Raw genomic sequence first — 20,350 nt, forward strand, 5'->3', positions numbered from 1 at the left:
CCTCCCCGCCGACGGGCCGTTCACGACGTCTGCGGGCCGGCGGGTTCGAGGGCCTTGGCGGAGACCATGCGCATCAGGACCGCCAGCAGGTCGGTCTGGGTGACGATCCCGAGGACGCTGCGATCCTCGGCCGTGACCACCACCGCATGCGTGTATCCGTCGCTCAGCGTCTCGACCAGGGAAAGCACGGGCTCGCCCGCCATGGCGGTCCTGGCCGTCGACATCACCTGCGCGATGGCCCCGTCGCCCCGCAAGGCCAGTTCGCGCAGGCCCAGCGTGCCGGCGAGCCGCCCCGCGCCGTCGATCACGGGCAGGGTCCGGATGTTGTGCTTGAGCAGCAGGTCGCGCGCCTTCGCGACGGAGTCGTTCACGCCGATCGTGACCACGTCCCGCGACATGACCGTGCCGCAGTCGAGCTCCCCATGGGCGCGGGACATAGCCTGGCTCTCGACTTCGCGGAGCAACCGATCCAGGTCGGTCCGGTCGATGTCGAGGGTTTCGTTCAAGGACTGGAGCGCCGCGTCGACGTCGCGGGCATTGAAGCCGACGCGGAGCGGAGCGGGCAGGTCGGCCGTCCCATGGACGTTGACGGGCGCCGCCTGCGGAACATGCGGATAGTGACGCCCCGACAGCCGATGGAAGGCGATGCCGAGGCCGACCAGGATGAGGGAGTTCAGGCAGACGGGGACGAAGGGAAACAGGAAGCCGGAGGACGCGATGGCCGGCCCGCCGATGAGCGCCGTCAGGGCGGCGGCACCGCCCGGCGGATGCAGGCAGCGCGTGAACGACATCGCCGCGATGGCGAGCGAGACGCCGACACCGATGGCCAGCACGGGGTTGGGGATGAAATAGGCCGCCGTGACGCCGATCAGGGCCGAGATCGTGTTGCCGCCGATGATCGGCCAGGGCTGGGCGAGCGGGCTCGCCGGCACGGCGAAGAGGAGCACCGCGGTCGCTCCCATCGGGGCGACGATCAGGGGAATGTGCGGCCCCTCTCCGACGATCCAGCCGCTGACGAGGCCGGTCAGCGCGATGCCCAGGAGAGCACCGAGGCAGGCGATGAGACGCTCGCGCAGCGTCGCACCCGCCAGGATCGGCCGAAACAGGCGAGATCCGAGCAGGTCGCCGAGACGACGTCCAGGACCGGCGATGTTGGACATCCTCTCCTACCCCTCCCCCGTTCGACCGCGCACTCGGCCGCTCATCGCCGCCATCGCTGGCTCACGAGTCTGGTATACCAGTAAGAGTTTTACAGGCCGCGTCGAGATTTGCAATCTCGATAGGCATTTTGCCTTTTGGTGAGGCAATCCGGGCGTCCGATATGGTCGCACGACGCTTTCGCGTTCCGATCGCTCACAATTTTGGCCGCCGCCGAGTATGCGGGTGTGAAGCCCTGCCTGCCGATCACTGTCCTGTGATCGATGATGCGGGTCATCCGAGGGCGCTCGCGCTGCGGTCCTCTCCGGACCTGCGGCTCGCTCGGACGGCGATGGCAGTTGTGGCCATCGCGCCCCTAAGACGCCACACCGCCGAGGCATCGACACCGCCACCGGCCCCACCATGAAAGAGGCGCATGGAAAGCGTTACCGTCGTCCTGGCCCTGCTGCTGTCCGTCCTCGTCAGTGGCGCCCTCGGCCGCCTGCTTCCGCTGCCGTTGCCGCTGATCCAGATCGCCATCGGCGTGGCCCTGGCCCTGGGTCCGTTGCCGAGCACGTCCCTCGACCCCGAAATCTTCTTCCTCGTCTTCCTGCCGCCGCTCCTGTTCCTGGACGGCTGGCGTATTCCGAAGCGCGACCTGTTCCGTGACGGCAAGACCGTGCTGGCCCTGGCGCTGGGCCTCGTGGTCCTGACCGTGCTCGGCATCGGAACGCTGATCCACGGCATGATCCCGGGGATGCCGCTCGCCGTGGCCTTCGCCCTCGCGGCCGTCCTCTCGCCGACCGATCCCATCGCGGTCTCGTCCGTGGCGGCGCAGGCTCCGGTCCCGCGGCGCCTCATGCACATCCTCGAAGGCGAGGCCCTCCTCAACGACGCCACCGGCCTCGTCTGCCTGCGCTTCGCCATCGCCTCCGCCCTCACGGGCACCTTCTCGCTGCCCCAGGCCGCGACCACCTTCGTCTGGCTCGCGCTGGGCGGCATCGGCATCGGCGCCGCGACCACCTTCCTCCTCATGGGCGCGCAGGACCTCCTGCGCCGGCGCACGGGGGAGGATCCCGGCCTACAGATCCTGTTCAGCCTGCTCACGCCGTTCGGCGCCTATCTCGCCGCCGAGCATGTCCACGCCTCCGGCATCCTCGCCGCCGTCGCGGCCGGCATCGCCATGACCTATGTGGAGATCCAGGGCCGCAGCCTGGGCGCCACGCGCGTCCGGCGCACCGCCGTCTGGGACACGGTGGCTCTGGCCGCCAACGGCTCGATCTTCGTTCTCCTCGGCGAGCAGCTGCCGGAGGTTTTGCGGCAAGCCGTCAAACAGGCCGACGTCCAGGGGGCCGGCCGGCTCGTCGCCTGGATCCTGGCCATCACCGCCGGCTTGATGGCGATCCGCTTCGTCTGGGTCTGGATCTCGCTCCAGTTCGTGCTGATGAAGGCACGCCGGAGCGGCGATCGCCGGGAGACGCCGACCCTGCGCCTCGTGGCCGCGACCACCCTCGCGGGCGTGAAGGGCGCGATCACCCTCGCGGGGATCCTGACCCTGCCGCTCACCCTGGCGGACGGCACGCCGTTCCCCGCGCGCGACCTCTCCATCCTGCTGGCGATGGGGGTGATCCTCACCTCGCTCCTCCTGGCGAGCACGGTCCTGCCCCCGCTGCTGCGGGGCCTGCGCCTTCCCCCCGAGCCCAGCCACGATGCCGAGGAGGACGCGGCCCGCGCCGCCGCGCGCGACGACGCCGTGAAGGCCATCGAGGCCCTGCAGCACCGGCTCGTGGAGGAGCAGGAGGATGCCTCCATCGCGGTGGAAGCCAGCGCCCGCGCCATGGACCGCTACGAGGGGCTGGAAGCGGCGACGGCGGAGCCGCGAAAGGATGTCAGCCGCATCAAGCAACTCGCCCTCACCGAGAAGCGCCTGCGCCTCGCCGGCATCGAGGCCGAGCGCCAGGCCCTCTATCGCCTGCGCCGCTCGGAGGCGATCGACGACGTGGTGCTGCGGCGGCTCGTCCGGGAGATCGATCTGGTGGAGGCGCGCCTCGTCGTCTGAGCGGGTCGGGCGGGATCCGGGCGCGCGATATAATCCGTGACACCGCGTGCGCGCGAGCACGCCAAGAATGGAGATGGCGCCCCATATTCATTTCCAACAGCAACAAGCAGACCTCATTCCAGATCTGCAGCTTATAGGAGCCACGTCACCCCCATGAAGACCCGTATTGCCGCCATCGCCACTGCCCTCGTTCTTGGTGTGTCTTCGATTTCTTCGGCGATGGCTTACGATCGTCCCGCCCGTTACACGGGGTCCTCGCCTTACGATGTCGAGACGACGGGTTCGCTCCAGTCCCGTGGTGATGATGTCTCGCGCAACCCGTCCACCTGCCCGATGAGTTCGGCCGCCGAAGGCAACGCCAACCAGCAGAACTTCCCGGTCCAGCAATACGGCCAGACCTCGGGCGGGAACCGCTGCTGATCGGTCGACGAGGGTTCGCCGATGAAGCTGAAACCGTTCAACTACGCGATGATCGGCGTGTTCGCCGTCGGCCTCATCGCGACGATCGTCGGCTCGCTGAAGGTCGCCATGGGGTTCTGAGACCCCTTCGATACGAGATGTCGTGCCAGGCCTCGATGAGTTCGCCTCATCGGGGCCTTTTCGCGCACCGTCACGGCGATTGCGGCTCTGCAGATCCCGGATTGGTCGATGGCGAACCGGTGCGCCCGTCCGATCAGCCGAGCCAGGAGCCGGCCACTTCCGTCATCGCGCCGGGGGAGCCGCCGGTCTCGTTCGCCGCCGGCCGGAACGCCAGGATCCGGCGTTCGACCTGAAATCTCGTCTGGATGGCGCGGGACAGCTCCTCCTGACCGAACGGCTTGGTCAGGCGCACGTCATCGGCGTGCTCGCCCTCCGCCGGGTCGGCGTAGCCGGTCGCGAGGATGGCCGGCAATCCGGGATGGTCCCGGCCGATCGCCGCGATGAGCTGCGTGCCGTTCATGCCCGGCATCAACTGGTCCGTGATCACGAGATCGAACGGTTCGGCGCAGCGCAGGACGTGCAGGGCCTGCGCGCCCGACGCCGCCTCCTTCACCACGTGACCGAGATCCTCCAGCATGGCCGCCGTGTTCATCAGGACCAGCGGGTCGTCATCGACCACCAGCACCCTCAACGGCCTCGTCGCCGACGGGCAGAGGGCCGTTTCCGGCACCGCCTTTCCCCGGTCGCCGGCCTCGGCCTCGGGCAGCCACAGCTCGGCCGTCGTGCCCTGGCCCGGAACGCTCCTGAGACGCAGCCGGCCGCCCGACTGCTCGGCGAAACCGTGGATCATGGAAAGCCCCAGCCCGGTGCCCTTGCCGACACCCTTGGTCGTGAAGAACGGCTCGGTGGCGCGGGCCAGCGTCTGCTCGTCCATGCCGTCCCCCGTATCGGTGACCGACAGGCAGACGTAGCGACCCGGAGCGAGGCCGGGAATTTCGTCGGGGGCGACCACCGCGTCGCGCGCCGCGATGGTGATCCTGCCGCCCTCCGGCATGGCATCGCGGGCGTTGACGGCGAGATTGAGCAGGGCCAGTTCGAGCTGGTTGGCATCGACGTTGGCGAGCGGCAGCTCCGGGGGGAACCGCGTGGCGACCGGGATGCCCGCACCGATGGAGCCCTGCAGCAGCTCGGTCATGCCCCGCACGAGCTCCGGCACGTCCACGGGGCCGGTTTCCAGCTTCTGCTGGCGGGCGAAGGCGAGCATGCGCTTGGTCAGCGTGGCGCCCCGCTCGGCCGCCTGAATGGAGTTCTCCACCAGCTGCAGCAGCTTGCGATCCGGCGGGAGGCGCTTGCGGGCGAGATGCAGATTGCCGAGCACGACGGCGAGGAGGTTGTTGAAATCGTGGGCGACACCCCCGGTGAGCTGACCGATCGCCTCCATCTTCTGCGACTGGACGAAGCGTGCGCGCGCGTCCTCCAGAGCCCGCTCGGCGTTCCGCCGCTCCGTGACGTCCCGCGTGATCTTGGCGAAACCGATCAGCTCGCCATGCTCGCCCCGGATCGGATCAATGACGACATGCGCCCAGAAACACGTCCCGTCCTTGCGGACGCGCCGGCCTTCGGCTTCGAAACGGCCTTCGGTGGCCGCCGTCCGGAGCGCCTGGGCGGGCAGGCCCGAGGCGCGGTCCGCGTCGGTGTAGAAGCGCGAGAAATGCTCGCCGATGATCTCGTCGTCCGTGTAGCCCTTGAAGCGCTGGGCGCCGCGATTCCAGCTCGTGACCTTTCCCTGAGGGTCGAGCATGTAGATGGCGTAGTCCCGCACGCCCTGGACGAGCAGGCGGAACTGCTGCTCGCTCCGTTCGAGGGCGGCCAGGGCGGCCCGTCGCTCGGTGAGGTCGCGGGTGACCTTGGCGTAGCCGACGAGGGTACCGTCCTCGCCACGGATCGGATCGATGAGCACGTGCGCCCACATCAGGCTGCCGTCCTTGCGGACGCGCCATCCCTCCTGCTCGAACCGCCCTTCGGTCTCGGCGATCCTCAAGGCCCGGCCGGGCAGACCGATGGCCCGGTCGTCGTCGGTGTAGAAGCGCGAGAAGTGCTCGCCGATGATCTCCGCGTCGGTATAGCCCTTGAAGCGCTGGGCGCCGCGGTTCCAGCTCGCCACGCGACCCTGCGGATCGAGCATGTAGATGGCGTAATCGACGATGCTCTCCACCAGCAGGCGGTACCGCTCGTCGTCGACGACCAGGGCTTCGACCGCATCCGCCGCCGTCATGGCGTGACCGATGGTGGGTTCTCGATTGGAGACATCGTCAGCCATGGGTCCACCCTACTCGATACCCAACACGATGTCGGCTGCGTCGCCTTTCGGACGCTTCGCTGACCCACCCGATGACTGGTGCCCCAACGCTCCATGACCATACCTCGACCGGACGTCGGAGACAGTCTCACGCCTGTCACAACAGGATGACTGGATTTCCATTCCCGCTTCAATGCGGGGTGACTGTCAATTGATAAGTTCTGGCGCCCAAGCGCCGTCGCGCGGGGCCTTGGAGCCGGTCAGCGGAGGCCCTGTGCCGGAACGGCCGTCGCCATCGGCGGCGATGGTGAAGCGGGTCGTCATGGGGATGCAGGCGCAGGGCCGTGGCGGACGCGCTCCGTCCTCAGTCGATCACCTCGACGATCCGGCGGGTGCCCGGCTCGACCAGCACCGGGATATCGTTCACGACGGTGTAGTTGTAGCCTTTCAGGGCGAATTCGGGAGGCACGTCGTAATAGACGACACCGCCCTCGGGCAGCACGGCGCCGACATGCACCTTGCCCCGATAGGCGAAGGACGGGCGACGCTCGCCCCGCGTGTAGATCCTGAACCGTTCCCGGCGATCGATGCCGAGGATCTCGTTGGCGGTCCCGACCGCGCCTCCGATCACGCTGCCGACGGCCGCGCCGAGGGGGCCGGCGATGTTGCCGCCGCGCTCGGCACCGTCCTCGGTGCCGCGGGCGTAACCTTGTGCATGAGCCGCCATCCCGACGCTCAACGCCGCGAGCACACCCGCCGCAACACCTAACCGCATGGGTTTTCCGCCCTCGTTCCCGACGTGCCGACAAGGCCGGACGACCGAAATCTCCCGACGGCCTCTTCATGGCGCGTTATCGTTAACGAAATCCGCCCGTCGGCGCGGGCCCCGATCCGACCGGCTTCCGCCATTGGGGGGATGGTGCCGGATGAGGGGATTGAACCCCCGACCTTCGGTTTACAAAACCGCTGCTCTACCGCTGAGCTAATCCGGCCCGATGCGCTAGCTACCAGCCGCGGGCGCGCCGTTCAACCGTCGATGAACGGGGTGTCGGCGCCCTGTCGTCCGACGAGGCCGGCCGCCCGGCGTTCCTCTCCTCCGGCCCGGCCCCGGATCGACTCATGTGGGCGGGTCGTCTTGGCAACATGTTAATCTGTCGCCGCCATGCTGACGAACAACATGACATTTCGGGGCGGGCGACCAAGGACATGCATATCGTCATCGTCGATACCAGCCGCGTTGTCCTGAAGGTCGTTGCCGGCCTGCTCGAGCCGCAGGGCCATAACGTCGATGTCTTCACCGACTCGCAGGCCGCCCTCGACTTCGTCACCTACACGCCGACCGTGCGAGTCCTGATCACGAGCCTCGAAGTCCGCCCCTTGAGCGGCCTCGAACTGTGCTGGTCGGCGCGTCTCATCGCCGAAACCAACCGGCCGCTCTACGTCATCACCATGTCCTCGGCCCGCAATTCCCGCAATCTCGCCGAGGCGCTCGACAGCGGGGCGGACGATTTCATCGAAAAGCCCCCCGGCGCCGAGGAGCTGCATGCCCGCATGCGGGCGGCGGACCGCCTGACGACCATGCAGAGCGAGCTGATTCGCCTCGCCGAGACCGACCCGCTCACCGGCCTCCTCAACCGGCGCGCCTTCCTGCAACGGGTGCGGGACGCCGCCGATCGTGTGGGCAACCACGGCGACATGTCGGCGATCCTGGTGGATATCGACCATTTCAAGCGCATCAACGACGAATACGGCCACGATGTCGGCGATGCGGCGATCCAGAGCGTCTGCAAGACCATTGCGGAGGAGGGCATCGTCGGGCGGCTCGGAGGCGAAGAGTTCGGCATCGTTCTTCCGCACCGGCCTGTGACCGATGCCGAGGCGCTCGCGTCACGACTGCGCCGCCTCGTGGAGGCCCTGCGCATCCGCGGCGCCCGCACCCCGATCCGCCTCACCTGCAGCTTCGGCGTGAGCCAGTGGAGCGAGGGCGATACGATCGAGGCCATGATCAAGCGGGCCGATATCGCCCTCTACGAGGCCAAGACCACGGGGCGCAACCGGGTGATGTCGGCCGCCGCCGACCTCGTCCTCGCCCGGGCGGGATGAGCCAATCCCATTTCGAACCGGGCTGTTCCTGATAGGGACAGGCACCCTCGCGCCATGGGCGCGCATCCGTCCGCGTTAACCGAGATGACGCGGTTTTCGGACCTGTTTTCGTAAAATACCCCCGTGTATTCATAGGCCATGGCCCGGATTCGATGAAGAATCCGATGGAACGGGAATTGAACTGCTCCCCACCAGCCCGATCGCGATGTGTCGCGATGGGACAGAGGGGGAAGCGGCATGAACCAGGCCGTGGGGGTTTTGATCGTCGACGAGCCAGCGGGGCTCGGGCCTGTCCTGCGGGCCTTCCTGGAGCATGAGCCCAGCCTGCATACGCTGGGCGAGGCCGATCTGCCGCTGGGCGGTCCGGGCACCGGGAGCGTCGTCGCCCTGGTGTTCCTGCCCGAGACCGCGTCGAAGAGCGCCCTCGCCCGGATCGCCGCGCTCAAGCGTCACCCGAACCTGCGCGTGCTGGTGGCCTTCCAGAGCCTCCCCGCCGAGACCCTGCGGAGCCTGCTCGAGGCGGGGGCCGATGCGGTGGTGGCGCAATCGGCGACCCCGCGGGAGATCAGCGCGACGATCGTGCGGCTGGCCCATGCGGGCGACGCGGACACGCAGGCCGCCGGCCCGGCGGAAGCCAGCGATGGGCTGACCCCGCGAGAAGCGGAGATCCTCCGGTTCCTCAGCGCCGGCTTCAGCAACAAGGAGGTGGCGCGCCGCCTCAGCCTCAGCGTGCGCACCGTGGAGACGCATCGGCTCAACCTGCGCCGCAAGACCCAGACGGGCCGGCTGAAGGACCTCGTCTGCCTCGCCCGGCAATTGGGTCTGGCCCCCGTGGTGGAGAGCGAGACGCCACGCCAGGGCAAGAGCGAATCCGGCCACCATGGCCACAAGGCCGTCATCGAGACGATGGCGCGGCACTGAGGGAACGCGAGGCGACGGGCCGGCCGCCACAAGGGGCAGGGCGACGTCCTATGAGAGGGGTATCTGGATCCAGATCGTTCGCGGGATGCGCCACCCTGCCCTCCTCCCCCTTGTGAGGAGGAGTTGGAGGTGGGGGTGGTTGGGCGCCCCTCAGCTTACGGAGGCTGGCGGAACCACCCCCACACCTAACCTCTCCCCACGAGGGGGAGAGAAACGCGCTCTGCCCATAAGGGCAGATGCGTGAACCGAGTAGGCGAGCCGAGGGCAAGGTCTTCGCCCCTTCCGCCGGCGCGGCGCTGAGAAGCTCGACCTATGCCGCGGCCCGAGCCCCGGACTCCGCCGGACGGGGCCTCGCCTTTCGCGGCGCCCCCTTCCCCTTCTTGGCCGACACCTTGGCCTTGACCGAGACCCTGCCCTTCGCCGCGTCGAGACGCGCCCGCAGCAAGCCGAGGACCGCCGCCTCCTCCGGCTTCAGCCGGGCGATGTCCGTCCGCAACTCGTCCTCCACCGCATCCGCCACCTGGAGCAGCAGCGCGCCTTCCAGGTAGCCGTCGAGGATTTCGGGGTGGATGTAGCATTTGCGGCAGATGGTCGGCGTGTTGCCGAGCCGTGACGCGACGCTTTCGATGGCGGCGCGCAGATTCTTCTTGGCCTTGGCCTCGCTGTCGAACGCCTCGAACTCCTGCAGGGCGAGGGCGGCGAGCACGGTGCCGGCCCAGGTCCGGAAATCCTTGGCGGTGATCTCCTGCCCGGTGATCTCGCGCAGATACGCGTTCACGTCAGCCGAGGTGACGTCCCGCGTCTCGCCGGCATCGTCGATATACTGGAACAGCTCCTGGCCCGGCAGGTCCTGGCAGGATTTCACGATGCGGGCCACGCGCCGGTCCTTCACCGACAGGTTCCACATCTTGCCGCTCTTGCCCTTGAAGCGGAACGTCAGCTCCGCCCCCGCGACGGTCACATGGGGATCGCGCAGGGTGGTGAGCCCGTAGCTCTTGTTGGTGCGGGCGTAATCGTCGTTGCCCACACGGATCAGGGTCGCTTCGAGCAGGTGGACGATCGTGGCCAGCACCTTCTCACGGGAGAGGCCACGACGGCCCATATCCTCGTCCACCCTTGCGCGGATGGCGGGCAGGGCGTCGGCGAAGGCCATGATGTGCTCGAACTTCGTCGAGTCGCGCGCCTGCCGGAAATCGGGGTGGTAGCGGTACTGCTTGCGCCCCTTGGCGTCCCGGCCCGTGGCCTGGATGTGGCCGTTGGCGCGGGGGCAGATCCAGACGTCGGTATAGGCCGGCGGGATCGCCAGGGACCGGATCCGCTTCAGGATCTTCGGATCGCGAACGGGCTTCCCCTTGGCGTCGCGATAGGAGAACCCCGTTCCGCTCTTCCGCCGCGTGAGCCCCGGACGGTCGGCGTCCACATAGGTCAGGCCCGCCTCGATGGCCGCATCCCGCGGATCGGCGACGACACCGTCCTCTTCGCGATCCGCCGCCATCCTCCGCCTCCCGTCGGTTGCCAGGCACGATCAACCGGCGGGGCACGGGCGGCGTTCCGAGCCGGGCCGGCGGCGCGATGTCTCGCCCGGCCGCTTCATCGCCCCCGGCCTCCCGTCCGGCTTCGCACGAGGCGGCGGCGTGCTACAGCGCCTGTCATGGCCACGTCCCCCTCACCCTCCTCCGCGCCGAAGAAGCGGCTCGTCTTCGTCGTCACCGAGGACTGGTTCTTCGCCTCGCACTTCCTGCCCATGGCGCGGGCCGCCGTGGCGATGGGCCTGTCCGTGGCGGTGGTGACCCGCGTGCGCGCCCACCGGGCCGTGATCGAGGCGACGGGCGCGCGCGTGGTCGAGCTGGAGGCCGAGCGCTCCAGCCTCAACCCCATGGCGGCAGGCTATGCGGCGGGCCAGCTCGCGGCGATCCTGAAAGGGCTGAAGGCCGACATCGTCCATTGCATCGCGCTGCGCTCGATCCTCGTGGGCGGGACGGCGGCGGCGATGGCGGGCATCCCCGCGCGGGTCTACGCCCTGACCGGGCTCGGCCTGATGGGCGCGCGTGGCGACGTGGCGGGACGCATGGGCCGCCTCGCCCTGCGCCAGCTGATCCGCGGCCCCCTCGCCTCGAAACAGACCCGGTTCCTGTTCGAGAACCCGGACGACGCGATTGCCCTCGGCCTCGATCCGGCAGACACGGCGGTCACCATCGTCGGCGGGGCCGGCATCGATCCCGCTTTGCTCGCGCAGACGCCGCAACCGCCCTACCCGCCCCTGCGCGTCGCCATCGTGGCGCGGATGTTGTGGTCGAAGGGCATCGACACGGCCGTGGAGGCGACGCGCCTCGCACGCGCGGAGGGCGCGGCGGTGGAGCTCTCCCTCTACGGGGCGCCGGATGCCTCGAACCGGAGGGCGATCCCCGAGGAGACCCTGCATTCGTGGAGCCGGGACGGCGTCACCTGGCACGGCCCGACCCGCGACGTGGCCGGGGTGTGGGCGAAGCACCATGTCGGGTGCCTGCCCTCGCGGGGCGGCGAGGGCCTGCCGCGCGCATTGCTGGAGGCGGCGTCCTGCGGGCGTGCCCTCCTCACCACCGACGTGCCCGGCTGCCGGACGCTGGTCCGCGACGGGATCGAGGGCATGCTGGTCCCGCCCGACGACGCGCGGAGCCTCGCCGCCGCGCTGGTCCGGCTCGCCGCCGATCCGCTCCTCGTGGCACGGATGGGCGAGGCCGCGCGGCGACGCGTGGTGGAAGGGGGGTTCACCGAGGATGCGGTGATGCGGGCGGTGTCCGGACTCTACGCGGATCTGCTGCGCCCATGACGCCCTCGGTCGATCCTCTTCGCTTCATCCGCGCCAATACGCGGCTCCTGCCCGTGCCCCACGCGCCGGAGATCGTGCTGCATGTGGCCGACGAAGCCACGGAGCTGTGGCAGAAGACGGAGGACGAGCTCGATTCCATCGGCCTGCCGCCGCCGTTCTGGGCCTTCGCCTGGGCGGGGGGCCAAGCCCTGGCCCGGCATGTCCTCGACCGACCGGAGCTCGTCGCCGGGCAGCGCGTCCTCGATTTCGCCTCCGGCTCGGGGCTGGTGGCGATCGCGGCGACGCTCTCCGGCGCCACCCATGCGACGGCGAGCGACCTCGACGCCTTCGCCATCGCCGCCATCGGCCTCAATGCCGGGGCCAACGGCGTCGGCGACAGGATCGCGCCCGTCCTCGACGACCTCATCGGTTCGCGGCCCGCCGATCTCGGCATCACGACGATCCTGGTGGCGGACATCTTCTACGAGCGGGACATTGCCGGCCGCGTCACCGACTGGCTGGCGGCCCTGCACGAGCAGGGCGCCACCATCCTCATCGGAGATCCCGGCCGTTCCTACCTGCCGAAGGACCGGCTCGACATCCTCGCGACCTACGAGGTGCCGGTGAGCCGCTCCCTGGAGGATGCGGAGATCAAGCGCAGCAGCGTCTGGCGCTTCAGGGCTTAGGAGCCGGGGGCGTCGCCTCCGGTGTCATGCCGGGGCCGGGGGGTACGGTGGAGCCGGGTGCCATCGGCGCGGCCGGGGCGGTGGTCGCTCCGGGGGCGTCGCCGCCCTTCAGGCAGGATTTGATCAAGGCATGCCGGTCGGCCTTGTCGGAACCGGCGGATTTCGCCTCCTCCTTGCACGCCTTGCGCGCATCGACCTTGCAGGACTTCATGAACGTCTTGGCTTCGTCGCCCTTCAGGCCCTTGGCCTTCATCTCCTGCTTGCAGGCCCCGATCTTGCCGCCGACGGCGGCGGAGGCTTCCGTCACCGGCAATCCGGCGAGCATCCCGACAACCAGGACGGACTTCAACGTCGAACTCATCATGATCGCACTCGCTTCATCGGATGGAGGGGTGGGTCCAGGCAGCGGCAGGCCGTGATCGATGGGCAGCCCCGCCTCGTGTCATCGCTCAAAGCGCCGCGGCGCGGCTCCGTCTTCGGCCATGCCCGCCATGGATGCAACGCCCAAGCCCCCTCCGGTCCGTCCCCCGCGCGGGCACATTGCCGTGAGGGAGATCCGCGACGAGGGGGCGCCTTCGGCTCATCCGGCCTGAGGCATACGGATCTGGTCGAAATCGAGCAGGGCCGTCTCGATCACGATCTGCGTCCGGCTGATGACGTCGAGCTTGCGCAGGATCTCGGAGACATGGGCCTTGACGGTGGAATCGCCGACCTGGAGCTCGTGCGCGATCTGCTTGTTGAGCTTCCCCTGCCGGATCATCAGAAGGACGCGCAGCTGCTGGGGCGTCAGGCGGGCGATCCGCTCCGCGAGCTGGGTCGGAGGGGCCGAGCCGGCCGCTTCATCCGACAGGGCGGCGGGGATCGACAGACCTCCGCCGAGCACGTCGGCGATGGCCCGTGTCAGCGTCGCCTTGTCCACCGCCTTCGGTACGAACCCGGCCGCGCCGTGCTGCAGCGCCTCGCGCATGATGCGCGGGTCGTCGAGGCCGGACACGACGAGGATCGGCACACGCGGGAAGCGGGAGCGGATCGAGACGAGCCCCTCGAAACCCAGGACGCCCTGCATCGAGAGATCGAGCAGGACGAGATCGATGGTGCCGGCTGCCGCCAGGACCGCCATGGCGGCGGCGATCCCCTCGGCCTCGTCGATGACCGCTTCGGGAAAGGCGAGCTTGACCGCGCTCGCCAGCGCGTCGCGAAAGAGCGGGTGGTCGTCGACGATCAAAAGATGCATGGCCGCTCCGCCGCTGCCCTCTTCCATCGCAGATCCCCCGCACGCCCTCGGCGATCCTATCAGATCCCCGCCGGGCACGCCAAAGCGGTGGGAGGGCCGGACCCCGAGGGCCCCGGCACCGTCACGGCGCCGTGATCTTGACGCCGGTCTTCTCCACCTCGGCCCGGACCATCGTCTTCGTCTCGACGGGAGCCACGGACCAGGCCACCGCACCGATCAGGCACAGTGCGGCGAGGCTGTAGGCGAACCCGTGCATCACCCTCATCAGGCCGAGGAGGAGCGGAATGAGCGACAGCGCCATCGCCATGGTCGGATTACCCGTCAGGTAATAGACCGAGGCGAATGCGATGACCGACATGATGATCGCTTTGAGGAAGTTAGGCACGCATCTCTCCGTTCCGTGAAGCCACTGACGCCGAGGGTCCGATCGCTCGAAGTCTCCTCGGTCGATCCGACCCCGGAGGTTCCCCTCCGAGGGACTTATGCCGGAACGGTGACAGTTGACGCATCCCTTCCCCCAGGAGGCAGGACGCGACGACATTCCCCGCCCGACGACCCGCCGGTGCCTCGCTTCCTGCAGGGAAGGGAGGGCCGGGACCACCCCTTGCCGAACAGACCGCCCATGCGCGGCAGCGGGCCCGATGGATCCCGATGGACGGCGTTCGCCCACCCGCCATCCGCACCGGCGGGAACAGGCAATTCCCGCGCCGATGCGGCGGTCATCGACGCGCCGGCCCGCGACCGCGCTCGCAGGCCGGCCGTGCATCCTTGCCGCACGATGGATTCGGCCATCGGGAGAACCAGGCCGAACCGGTTGAATTGAAAAATTGAAGCGAACCGGCAAGAATATGAACGACCCCGCACGGTCCGGCATGGAGGACTTGACGGAGCGCTGCATACAAGTCAGATGTACGATTACGCACGTAAAGTTTCAGGGACGACGAATTTCATCAAATGAATATGCTTCATTTGTTGAATTTGCAGCTGCGTTGCTATGTCATGATCAACCTCCGGCGTTGATGAGCGGCTCATAACTGCGACGTCGTCTCCTCAGGGCGCATGCATGGCCATTTCCTCCCAGCACACGATCCGCAACAACCTCCTCTCCCGGCTGCGAGCGGACGATCGAGCGGCCATCCTGGCTGCTCTCGATCGGGTCGAGCTCAAGCGGAAGGACGTCCTTGCCCAGCCGAACGAACCGCTGACCCATGTCCATTTCCTGGAGACCGGGGTCGCCTCGGTCGTCGTCGGCACGCGGGACCGCCGGCGGATCGAGGTCGGCATCATCGGCTCCGAAGGCGCGACCGGCCTGCCGCTGCTGTTCGATGTGGATTCCACGCCCCACGAAACCTTCATCCAGATCGAAGGCGAAGCCTTGCGGATGAGCAAGGACGCATTCATCGGCCTGATCGAACAAAGACTCGCTTTCCGCAGACTGATGATGCGCTACGCCCACATCTTTCAGCTCTTCACGGCACAGACGGCCCTGTCGCACGGCAGCTATACTTTGGAAGAGCGGCTGGCCCGCTGGTTGCTGATGTGCCACGACCGGGTCGAGAAGGATGAATTTCCCATCACCCACGAATTCCTGTCCGTCATGCTCGGTGTCCATCGCCCGGGCGTGACGACGACGATCCATATTCTCGAGGGGGCCGGCACCATTCGGGCGCGCAGGTCCCATATCGAGATCGTCGATCGGCCGAAACTCGAACTCATCGCGGGCGACAGCTACGGCATACCGGAGGCCGAGTATCGTCGCCTCATCACGGATGACGTCGCACTAGGGTAATGAATAGTGGGCGCCTTGAGGCCCGACCGATGGCGGACCGCACGGATCCCCATTCTATAAGAGCTTTCATCCAGGCAGGGCGAGACGCCGGAGAGCGTCGCGTTCGTCCGCAGCGAAGGCGATGTTCCGCGCCAAGACAATAAACGACCCTCATTACCCCGTTATTTATTTGCCATGACGCAGTACAGCCGGAAGATCGCCTTCGACGCAAAATTCAATCCGATCCATCCCTCTCAAGAGTGATTGCACGGCCGGCTGAATACTGAATTCATGCGTCCACGGGGGCGCACCCATTCGACAAGGTCACGCTTAAATTCGTCTTGTTGTCTGTCGAGGGCGAAGGTGCGGCGAAATGTCGACACGACTTTATGTGTTCGGATCGGGCAGATGCGCGAACAGGTCCATACATACCTCGGGACATTCGCAGACCATTACGACCGAGCCGGAAGACGGAATCCGAGGCTGGACTACGACTTTGGTACATGGTCGATTGCTTTAAGATAATGATCTTTTGCACGTTCATGCCATCATGGCTCGTTGAAGTCGCATCAAGAAAGATGTTACTTCTGAGCAGATTTCGATGCTTATCGATAGAGATATTGAACATTGTCGAGGAATAGAATCTCGAATACGATGGAGAGCGTGTTCAATCCGCTCGTCCAGAAGCTCGAAGGCTTCGTTGCGCTCGACGAAGCCGACAGGGACGTGCTTCATCGGATCACATCCATCGCCCGCGACGTCCCCGCCCGCACCAACCTCGCCCGTGAAGGCGAGCCGCACAACGACATCGTCCTCATCACCGAGGGGATCGGGTGCCGGTTCAAGCAGCGGGCCAACGGCGCCCGCCAGATCACGGCCTACCTCGTGCCGGGGGACACCTGCAATCTCGACATCACCCTGTTGAACCGCCTCGATCATACGATCGCGACTCTCTCCGCCTGCAAGGTCGCGCGCATTCCCGCCCCGGCCCTCCGGGAGATCATGGAGAACCATCCGGCGATCGCCCGGGCGCTGCGCATCTCCGCCCTGATCGACGAGGCGACGCTGCGCGAATGGCTGGTGAATATCGGCTGCCGTTCGGCCCTCGAACGGATCGCGCATCTCTTCTGCGAACTCCTCGTGAGGCTGCGGGCCGTGGGCCTCGCCACGGAAGACAGCTGCGATCTCCCCATGACCCAGCACGAGCTCGCCGATACGACGGGGATGACGACCGTGCACGTGAACCGGTCGCTGCAGGAGCTGCGGCGCAGGGGATTGATCGAACTCAAGGGCAAGAGTCTCAAGATCCTGGACTGGCCCAGGCTGAAATCCCTCGCCGAGTTCAAGGCCGGCTATCTTCGCGTGGAAGGGCAAGCCGTGAGCTGAGCGCCCGTCGGGCCGTCACGGCAAGGAGGTCGGTATGCCGCGTTACTTTCTGAACCTGCGCGATCGCGACGGGTTTCATCGCGACTTCGACGGGGACGTGTTCGACTCCATGGACGAGGTGCGCAACGACGCCGTGATCGGCATCAAGCAGATCGTCGCCGATGCGCTCGGCAGCGGCGCGACGTTGAGCGAAGCCCTGGACCGCTCGTTCGAGGTGGTCGACGAGACGGGCATGACCGTCCTGACGATCTCGTTCGCCGAAGGCGTCGCATCCCGCTCCACGCCCTGAAGGAGGGACGGGTCACGCGTGGCCGGGTCGCGGTGGAACGGCGCCTGAGAATCTTTCGCCGCCACCGTGCTTTGGGTGGTTGACCGGTGGACACCAGCCGTTGTGTTGTCCCCGCCGACAACGCAACTGGGTTCACACATCTCCTCGACGGCTGCTTTCTCGAGCCGACGGCATCGATATGAGGCGCGGCAGGCAACTTCTCTTGGAAGGAGAGGGACCCCGTCGTACCCGCGAGAGGTGTGAACATCGCAGGCCGACAACGAGGGGCTTTCGCGGATGACTTCGAGGCACGTGCCGACTTCGCCATTCTCCGACCAGAAGCCGGGGACGTCGGGCCTTCGCAAGAAGGTCCCCGTCTTCCGGCAGCCCCGCTACGTCGAGAATTTCGTCCAGTCCATCTTCGACATCATCCCCGACCGCGAGGGTGCGACCCTGGTGGTGGGCGGCGATGGCCGCTTCTTCAACCGCGAGGTGGTGCAGACGACGCTCAAGCTCGCCGCCGCCAACGGCTTCGGCCGGGTTCTCGTGGGCAAAGCAGGGCTCCTCTCCACACCGGCGGCCTCCTGCGTCATCCGCAAGCATGGCGCGATCGGCGGGATCGTCCTGTCGGCGAGCCACAATCCCGGCGGACCGGACGGGGATTTCGGAATCAAGTTCAACGCCGCCAATGGCGGACCGGCGCCGGAATCCGTCACCGCCGCCATCTATGAGCGCACGAAGGCGATCACCGAGTATCGCATCGCCGACGCGGCCGATCTCGACCTCGACACCGTGGGCGAGGCTCGGATCGACGGCATGGTCGTGTCCATCATCGACCCGGTGGCCGATTACGCGGCCCTGATGCAGGAACTCGTCGATTTCGATGCGATCCGCCGCCTGTTCGCCTCCGGCTTCCGGATGCGGTTCGACGCCATGAGCGCGGTGACCGGTCCCTACGCCACCGCCATCCTGGAAGGGGCGCTGGGTGCCCCTTCCGGCACGGTGGTGAACGGCACGCCGGAGGAGGATTTCGGCGGCCATCATCCCGACCCCAACCCGGTCCACGCCCACGAACTCTACGAGCTGATGCTGAGCGCGGACGCGCCGGATTTCGGCGCGGCCTCGGACGGGGACGGCGACCGCAACATGATCGTGGCGCCCGGCCTCTTCGTCACCCCGAGCGACAGCCTGGCGATCCTCGCCGCCCATGCCCATCGCGCGCCGGGCTACGCCTCCGGCCTTTCGGGCATCGCCCGTTCGATGCCCACGAGCCGCGCCGCCGACCGGGTCGCCGCCTCGCTCGGCATTCCCGCCTACGAGACGCCGACGGGCTGGAAGTTCTTCGGCACCCTGCTCGATGCCGGGCTCATCACCCTCTGCGGCGAGGAGAGCGCCGGCACCGGCTCGAACCACGTCCGCGAGAAGGACGGGCTCTGGGCCGTGCTGCTGTGGCTGAACATCCTGGCGGCGACGGGCAAGCGCGCCGATGCCATCGTACGCGAGCATTGGGCCTCGTTCGGCCGCGATTACTACACCCGCCACGATTACGAGGAGATCGAGTCCGAGAGCGCCAACCGCCTCATGGAGGGGTTGCGCGCGCAGCTCGCGAGCCTGCCCGGCCGCCGGATCGGCGACCTCACCGTCTCCACGGCGGACGATTTCCGCTATGTCGACCCGGTCGACGGCTCCGTGACGGCGCAGCAGGGCATCCGCATCAGCTTCGCCGAGGATGCCCGTGTGGTCTACCGGCTCTCCGGCACCGGCACGGCGGGGGCAACCCTGAGGGTCTATATCGAGCGCTACGAGAACGCCCCGGACCGGCTCGACCTTGCACCGGATGTCGTCCTCGCCCCGGTCGTCCAGGCGGCGCGCGACATCGCCGACATCGCCGGCATCACGGGGCGCAGCGAGCCGAGCGTCATCACCTGAGCCCGGGGAGGGACGTCCCTCCCCGCCGATGCCGCACCCCGGGAACCGGGTTTTACCGTGCCCATTGTCCTGAAGATCACGGGTGATCGCCGGCCACGTGATGCCCGCGCACCCCTTCTCGCACGGATGGGACAGACATGAAGTTGCAGGGCAAACGCGCTCTGATCACCGGGGCGGATTCCGGTATCGGACAGGCTGCGGCCGAGCTGTTCGCGCGTGAAGGCGCGGACGTGGCGATCACCTACAACACCGACGCGGACGGCGCGCGGGAGACCGCGCGCCGGGTCGAGGCCGCCGGGCGCACATGCCTGGTGATCCAGGACGATGTCGGCGACCCGGCCTCCGTCGAGGCGACCTTCGCCAAGGTGGCCGCCGAGTTCGGCGTCCTCGACATCCTCGTCAACAATGCCGGTCAGGCCATGAGCGGCATGCCGGTGGCCGAGATGGATGACGGCAAGCTCGAGCAGATCCTGCGGGTCAATCTGATGGGGCCGGTCTTCTGCGCCCGCGCCTTCATCAAGGTCCGGCGGGCCAATGGCGGGCGGGGGAAGATCGTCATCGTCTCCTCGGTGGCCCAGCACCTGCCGACGCCGGAAAGCGCACCCTACGGCATGTCGAAGGCCGGTGTCGGCTCCCTCTGCCGGAGCCTGTCGCGTGAGCTCGCCGAGGACAAGATCAACGTCAACAACGTCGCCCCCGGCCTGATCGAGACGCCGATGACCAGCGACCGGTTCGAGAATCCCGAGAAGCTCGAAGCTTCCCTGGAACGCATCCCGTGGCACCGCGCCGGCCAGCCCGACGAGATCGCCAAGGCGATCCTCTACCTCGCCTCGGACGATGCCGATTACGTCACCGGCCATACCCTCGTGGTGGATGGTGGCCTGACCATGCAATGGGGCGGCGCGTAGGACGGGTCTTCCTTCGGGAACGGATAGCGAAAAGGGCCGGATCGTGATCGATCCGGCCCTTCTCATGTCTGGTCTCACGCCGCCGCCTTGGGTGCGGCAGGTATGAAAGGCTACGCGGCCGGCGGGGCGGTGGCCTCGACGGCCGTGAACTCTTCGAGGATTGTGTAGGTGTGCTCGGCCCCGGCCGGGACGAGCCAGGAATCGCCGGGCTCCAGGGTCACGGTCTCGCCGCCGACCGTGAGTTCGGCCCGGCCGGAAATGACGTAGCCCACCGTCTCGTAGGGTCGGCTGGCGCTCGGCTTGTCGTCTGTCGGCGGCTCGTGGCGCCACATCCGCATGGCGACCCGCTCACCCTTGGCGAGGCCGATTTCGCCATGCGCACCCGCGCGGGCATTCGTCGTGGAAATCTTCGTGGTCATGGCGCTTGAAACCTCGTCGCGTTGC

At 67.7% G+C, this 20,350-nt stretch carries 19 protein-coding genes and 1 tRNA gene; 11 read left to right on the forward strand and 9 right to left on the reverse strand.

Annotated features, from left to right (window positions below):
• Positions 1 to 20: 20 nt before the first annotated feature.
• Positions 21 to 1,160 carry an HPP family protein gene (locus A3OM_RS0119980; RefSeq protein ID WP_018045556.1) on the reverse strand — a complete coding sequence of 380 codons (1,140 nt, stop codon included), beginning with the start codon at positions 1,158 to 1,160 and terminating at the stop codon, positions 21 to 23.
• Between the two features lie 413 nt (positions 1,161 to 1,573).
• On the opposite strand from A3OM_RS0119980, the gene A3OM_RS0119985 reads away from it, so the two are divergent.
• Positions 1,574 to 3,196: a Na+/H+ antiporter gene (locus A3OM_RS0119985; RefSeq protein ID WP_018045557.1), complete on the forward strand. Its 1,623-nt coding sequence runs from the start codon at positions 1,574 to 1,576 to the stop codon at positions 3,194 to 3,196.
• Positions 3,197 to 3,349: 153 nt separating this feature from the next.
• Positions 3,350 to 3,616 carry a hypothetical protein gene (locus A3OM_RS0119990; RefSeq protein WP_026176242.1) on the forward strand — a complete coding sequence of 89 codons (267 nt, stop codon included), beginning with the start codon at positions 3,350 to 3,352 and terminating at the stop codon, positions 3,614 to 3,616.
• 253 nt (positions 3,617 to 3,869) lie between these two features.
• Here the strand turns inward: A3OM_RS0119990 and A3OM_RS0120000 are convergent, their stop codons facing one another.
• The 3 genes from A3OM_RS0120000 to A3OM_RS0120010 all read right to left on the reverse strand — a co-directional run bounded on the left by A3OM_RS0120000 (position 3,870) and on the right by A3OM_RS0120010 (position 6,907).
• The gene (locus A3OM_RS0120000; protein WP_018045560.1) at positions 3,870 to 5,891 is read right to left on the reverse strand and encodes a PAS domain-containing sensor histidine kinase; all 2,022 of its coding nucleotides are present in this window, start codon (positions 5,889 to 5,891) and stop codon (positions 3,870 to 3,872) included.
• 388 nt (positions 5,892 to 6,279) lie between these two features.
• The gene (locus A3OM_RS0120005; RefSeq protein ID WP_026176243.1) at positions 6,280 to 6,690 is read right to left on the reverse strand and encodes a DUF1236 domain-containing protein; all 411 of its coding nucleotides are present in this window, start codon (positions 6,688 to 6,690) and stop codon (positions 6,280 to 6,282) included.
• A 142-nt stretch (positions 6,691 to 6,832) separates the two neighbouring features.
• Positions 6,833 to 6,907: transfer RNA gene (locus A3OM_RS0120010), tRNA-Thr, on the reverse strand.
• A 214-nt stretch (positions 6,908 to 7,121) separates the two neighbouring features.
• Between A3OM_RS0120010 and A3OM_RS0120015 the strand changes: the two genes are divergently transcribed.
• Together A3OM_RS0120015 and A3OM_RS0120020 are read left to right on the forward strand one after the other, a co-directional pair.
• Positions 7,122 to 8,018 (forward strand): diguanylate cyclase, encoded by an 897-nt coding sequence (locus A3OM_RS0120015; protein ID WP_018045563.1) that lies wholly within the window; start codon positions 7,122 to 7,124, stop codon positions 8,016 to 8,018.
• A 237-nt stretch (positions 8,019 to 8,255) separates the two neighbouring features.
• The gene (locus A3OM_RS0120020; RefSeq protein ID WP_018045564.1) at positions 8,256 to 8,939 is read left to right on the forward strand and encodes a response regulator transcription factor; all 684 of its coding nucleotides are present in this window, start codon (positions 8,256 to 8,258) and stop codon (positions 8,937 to 8,939) included.
• Between the two features lie 310 nt (positions 8,940 to 9,249).
• Here the strand turns inward: A3OM_RS0120020 and A3OM_RS0120025 are convergent, their stop codons facing one another.
• The gene (locus tag A3OM_RS0120025) at positions 9,250 to 10,434 is read right to left on the reverse strand and encodes a DNA topoisomerase IB (protein WP_018045565.1); all 1,185 of its coding nucleotides are present in this window, start codon (positions 10,432 to 10,434) and stop codon (positions 9,250 to 9,252) included.
• A gap of 156 nt (positions 10,435 to 10,590) precedes the next feature.
• Between A3OM_RS0120025 and A3OM_RS0120030 the strand changes: the two genes are divergently transcribed.
• Positions 10,591 to 11,748: a glycosyltransferase family 4 protein gene (locus A3OM_RS0120030; RefSeq protein ID WP_018045566.1), complete on the forward strand. Its 1,158-nt coding sequence runs from the start codon at positions 10,591 to 10,593 to the stop codon at positions 11,746 to 11,748.
• Positions 11,745 to 12,413: a methyltransferase gene (locus A3OM_RS0120035; protein ID WP_018045567.1), complete on the forward strand. Its 669-nt coding sequence runs from the start codon at positions 11,745 to 11,747 to the stop codon at positions 12,411 to 12,413. Before A3OM_RS0120030 ends, A3OM_RS0120035 begins: the two co-directional genes overlap by 4 nt.
• Here A3OM_RS0120035 and A3OM_RS0120040 read toward each other — a convergent pair.
• The 3 genes from A3OM_RS0120040 to A3OM_RS0120050 form a co-directional block, all read right to left on the reverse strand.
• Complete coding sequence (locus A3OM_RS0120040; protein WP_018045568.1) at positions 12,403 to 12,777, reverse strand: PsiF family protein; 375 nt, start codon at positions 12,775 to 12,777, stop codon at positions 12,403 to 12,405. The genes A3OM_RS0120035 and A3OM_RS0120040 overlap by 11 nt on opposite strands.
• Before the next feature lie 216 nt (positions 12,778 to 12,993).
• Positions 12,994 to 13,674, reverse strand: a complete 681-nt coding sequence (locus A3OM_RS0120045) for a response regulator transcription factor (protein WP_018045569.1) — start codon at positions 13,672 to 13,674, stop codon at positions 12,994 to 12,996.
• A 94-nt stretch (positions 13,675 to 13,768) separates the two neighbouring features.
• A complete protein-coding gene (locus A3OM_RS0120050) occupies positions 13,769 to 14,032 on the reverse strand; it encodes a hypothetical protein (RefSeq protein WP_018045570.1) in 264 nt (87 codons plus the stop codon).
• A gap of 678 nt (positions 14,033 to 14,710) precedes the next feature.
• Here A3OM_RS0120050 and A3OM_RS0120055 point away from each other — a divergent pair.
• The 5 genes from A3OM_RS0120055 (at position 14,711) to A3OM_RS0120075 (ending at position 19,906) form a co-directional block, all read left to right on the forward strand.
• On the forward strand, positions 14,711 to 15,436 hold the full coding sequence (locus A3OM_RS0120055) for a Crp/Fnr family transcriptional regulator (protein WP_018045571.1): 726 nt from the start codon (positions 14,711 to 14,713) through the stop codon (positions 15,434 to 15,436).
• Between the two features lie 633 nt (positions 15,437 to 16,069).
• Positions 16,070 to 16,801 carry a Crp/Fnr family transcriptional regulator gene (locus tag A3OM_RS0120060; RefSeq protein WP_018045572.1) on the forward strand — a complete coding sequence of 244 codons (732 nt, stop codon included), beginning with the start codon at positions 16,070 to 16,072 and terminating at the stop codon, positions 16,799 to 16,801.
• A 34-nt stretch (positions 16,802 to 16,835) separates the two neighbouring features.
• On the forward strand, positions 16,836 to 17,090 hold the full coding sequence (locus tag A3OM_RS0120065) for a hypothetical protein (protein ID WP_018045573.1): 255 nt from the start codon (positions 16,836 to 16,838) through the stop codon (positions 17,088 to 17,090).
• A 276-nt stretch (positions 17,091 to 17,366) separates the two neighbouring features.
• Positions 17,367 to 18,998: an alpha-D-glucose phosphate-specific phosphoglucomutase gene (locus A3OM_RS0120070; RefSeq protein WP_018045574.1), complete on the forward strand. Its 1,632-nt coding sequence runs from the start codon at positions 17,367 to 17,369 to the stop codon at positions 18,996 to 18,998.
• Positions 18,999 to 19,135: 137 nt separating this feature from the next.
• Entirely contained in the window at positions 19,136 to 19,906 is a 771-nt protein-coding gene (locus A3OM_RS0120075; RefSeq protein WP_018045575.1) for a glucose 1-dehydrogenase, read from the forward strand.
• Positions 19,907 to 20,016: 110 nt separating this feature from the next.
• Here A3OM_RS0120075 and A3OM_RS0120080 read toward each other — a convergent pair whose 3' ends face one another.
• A complete protein-coding gene (locus A3OM_RS0120080) occupies positions 20,017 to 20,325 on the reverse strand; it encodes a cupin domain-containing protein (protein ID WP_018045576.1) in 309 nt (102 codons plus the stop codon).
• Between the last annotated feature and the right edge of the window lie 25 nt (positions 20,326 to 20,350).

The sequence above is a fragment of the Methylobacterium sp. 88A genome (assembly GCF_000376345.1).
GTDB lineage: Bacteria > Pseudomonadota > Alphaproteobacteria > Rhizobiales > Beijerinckiaceae > Methylobacterium > Methylobacterium bullatum.